A 2,911-nucleotide genomic window follows, 5' to 3' on the forward strand; every position below is an offset into this window, starting at 1 on the left:
GGCGCTGGCGGCCGCCGGCCACGACGTGGCGATCAACTGGCTCGACGACCAGGCGGCGGCCGAGGCGGTGGCGGCGGATGTGCGCGCCGCCGGGCGCCGCGCCGCGCTGGTGCAGGGGGATGTCGGCACCGCGGCATCCTGTGCGGCGCTGGTGCAGGGCGCTCTCGACCAGCTCGGGCGGATCGACGTGCTGGTGAACAACGCGGGCATCTTCCCGCGCGTGCCCTTCCTCGAGATGACCGAGGCGGAATGGGACCGCGTGCTGGACGTGAACCTGAAGGGCAGCGCCTTCTGCGCCCAGGCCGCCGCACGTCACATGGTGGCGGCCGGGATACGCGGCGTGATCCTGAACCTGTCCTCCTCCTCGGTGCGCGGGGCGGTGCTGGGGGTGCATTACTCCGCGACCAAGACCGGGATCATCGGCATCACGCGGTCGATGGCGCTGGCCCTCGCCCCGCATGGCATCCGCGTGAACGCCATCGCGCCCGGGCTGACCGACACGGCGCAGCCGCGCTACGGCAATACGGATTCGGAACTGGCCGAGATGGCGAAGGCGCTACCCCTGGGCCGCATGGGCCGGCCGGAGGAGATCGCGGGGCTCATGGCCTACCTGGCCTCCGACGCCGCGGAATGGATCACTGGACAAGTTTATCACATCAATGGCGGTGTCTATTTGGCCTGACGCAAGGCAGACTGCGCGATACGCCGGATACTGACGACTTCAAGACGGAGATGGCGATGCGATTTGCAGCCCTGCCCGGCCTTCTGGCCGTCCTGGCCACACCCGCCCTGGCGCAGCCCGAGCCGGGCGATGCGCGTTCCGGTCAGCGCCTGGCCGCCACCTGGTGCGCGAACTGCCACCAGGTCGCGCCGGGCGGACCGGGGCCGTCCACCGATGCCGCGGCGAGCTTCGCCGCCATCGCCGCCATGCCCGCCACCACCTCGATGTCGCTGCGCGTCTTCCTGCAATCGCCGCACGCGAACATGCCGGACTACCGGCTGACGCGCGAGCAGCTCGACGACCTCGTGGCATACCTGCTGTCCTTGCGCCGCTGACCGCGCGGTCTGGCGCGCCCCCGCGTCCCGCGCTACGCAACGCGGAACAACGGTTGAGGGAAACGCGCGTGTCCAAGGATCGCTTCCGCATCGGCTACCTGGTCAAGGTGCCGCATCCGTCCTTCCTGGAGACCGCGGCGAAGGACCCGGCGCTGGAACTAGTGCGCCTGACGCTGGATGACGGCGAGGAGGCGGCGCTGAACATCCTCGCCACCTGCCAGGGCTACTACGTGCGCGCGTCGCGTGACGAATTGCCCAAGCCCTTCCATGTCAACGACACGCTGCTGGCGCAGCTGCCCAACCTGCTGATGGCGGCCTCCCAGGGGGCCGGCTACGACACGATCGAACCCGCCGCCTGCGCCCGCGCCGGCGTGCTGCTGGTCAACCAGGCCGGCGGCAATGCCGAGGCGGTGGCCGAGCACGCCGTCGGGATGATGCTGGCGCTGCTCAAGCGGTTCCCCGAATGCCACGCCGCGATGCGCGAGGGCCGCGCCCGGCGGCGCGAGGAATTCATGGGCCGCAACCTGCTCGGCAAGACCGTGGGGCTGATCGGCATCGGCAATGTCGGCACGCGCACCGCCGCCATCCTGCACGCCGCCTTCCAGTGCCGCGTGCTGGCCTATGACCCCTATGTCGATGCCGCGACGGTGGCTGACCGCGGCGCCGAGAAGTTCGACGACCTGGCGGCGATGCTGGCGGAATGCGACATCGTCTCCATCCATTGTCCGCTGACGCCCGAATCCCGCGCGATGATGGCGGCCAATGCCTTCGCCGCGATGAAGCCGGGATCGGTGCTGGTCACCACCGCGCGCGGGTCGATCCATGACGAAGGCGCGCTGCTGGCCGCGCTGCAGTCCGGGCACATCGCCGCCGCCGGGCTCGATGTGTGGGAACAGGAACCGCCGCCGGCGGACCACCCGCTGCTCTCGCACCCCGCAGTGATCTGCACCCAGCACACCGCGGGCGTCACGCATGAGAGCCGCGCGATGATCACCCGCATCGCCGCCGAGGCGTTCTCCGCCTTCGCCGCCGGGCGCTTCCCGCCGCGCATCATCAACCCGGAGGTCAAGGCGCGCGTCGCCGAACGCTACCGCGCGGCACTGGGCCGCGACATCACCGACCACGCGTGACCTGATCCGGCTTGGCGCGGCGCGGCGGGCGCGGGAGGATGGCGGCGATGACCGCCTCCCGCCCGCTGACCGTCGCTGTGCTCGGCACGACGCAGACCCTCTCCTGGGCGTCCTCCTACTACCTACCGGCGATCCTGGCGGCGCCGATCGCCACCGAGTTCGGCGTCTTCCGCGCCACCATCTTCGGCGTCTTCTCGGCCGCGCTGCTGCTGACGGCCTTTCTCGGGCCGGCGGCCGGGCGCGCGATCGACCGGCGCGGCGGGCGGGACGTGCTGGCGCTCTCGAACATCGTCTTCGCGGTCGGGCTGCTGCTGATGGGGCTCTCACCCGGGCCGGTGGTGTTCGGCCTGGCCTGGGCGGTGATGGGCGTGGGCATGGCGATGGGCCTCTATGACGCCGCCTTCGCCACGCTGGCGGGCCTGTACGGCAAGGAGGCGCGCAACAGCATCACCGGCATCACGCTGATCGCTGGCTTTGCCAGCACGGTGGGCTGGCCCACCACGGCGCTGATGGAGGCGGAATGGGGCTGGCGCGGCGCCTGCCTGGGGTGGGCGGCGCTGCATGTCGTGCTCGGGCTGCCACTCAACCGGCTGCTGGTGCCGCGCGCGCCGCCGCCCGCGAAGGCCGCCGCCGCGACGGCGGGCGAGACCGGGCCGCCGCCGGGTGGGCGGGACATGGCGCTGCTCGCCTTCGTGCTGGCCACGGCGGGGTTCAGCGCGGCGGCG

General features: G+C 71.7%; 4 protein-coding genes. All 4 read left to right on the forward strand.

What is annotated here, in order from left to right; all coding sequences use genetic code 11:
* Positions 1-682 (forward strand): SDR family NAD(P)-dependent oxidoreductase (locus HW578_RS24925; protein WP_198373395.1); only part of this gene is annotated, 682 nt, incomplete at its 5' end.
* Between the two features lie 56 nt (positions 683-738).
* The gene (locus HW578_RS24930; protein ID WP_198373396.1) at positions 739-1,056 is read left to right on the forward strand and encodes a c-type cytochrome; all 318 of its coding nucleotides are present in this window, start codon (positions 739-741) and stop codon (positions 1,054-1,056) included.
* 68 nt (positions 1,057-1,124) lie between these two features.
* Entirely contained in the window at positions 1,125-2,186 is a 1,062-nt protein-coding gene (locus tag HW578_RS24935) for an NAD(P)-dependent oxidoreductase (RefSeq protein ID WP_369407972.1), read from the forward strand.
* Between the two features lie 47 nt (positions 2,187-2,233).
* The coding region (locus HW578_RS24940; protein WP_232479263.1) for an MFS transporter at positions 2,234-2,911 on the forward strand (678 nt) is incomplete at its 3' end.

The sequence above is a fragment of the Roseomonas rosulenta genome (assembly GCF_016106005.1).
Classification (GTDB): domain Bacteria; phylum Pseudomonadota; class Alphaproteobacteria; order Acetobacterales; family Acetobacteraceae; genus Neoroseomonas; species Neoroseomonas rosulenta.

What these genes read in the sequence shown, in the direction of transcription:
- HW578_RS24930 (WP_198373396.1), top strand. Translation starts at nt 739, where the DNA reads ATGCGATTTGCAGCCCTGCCCGGCCTTCTGGCCGTCCTGGCCACACCC.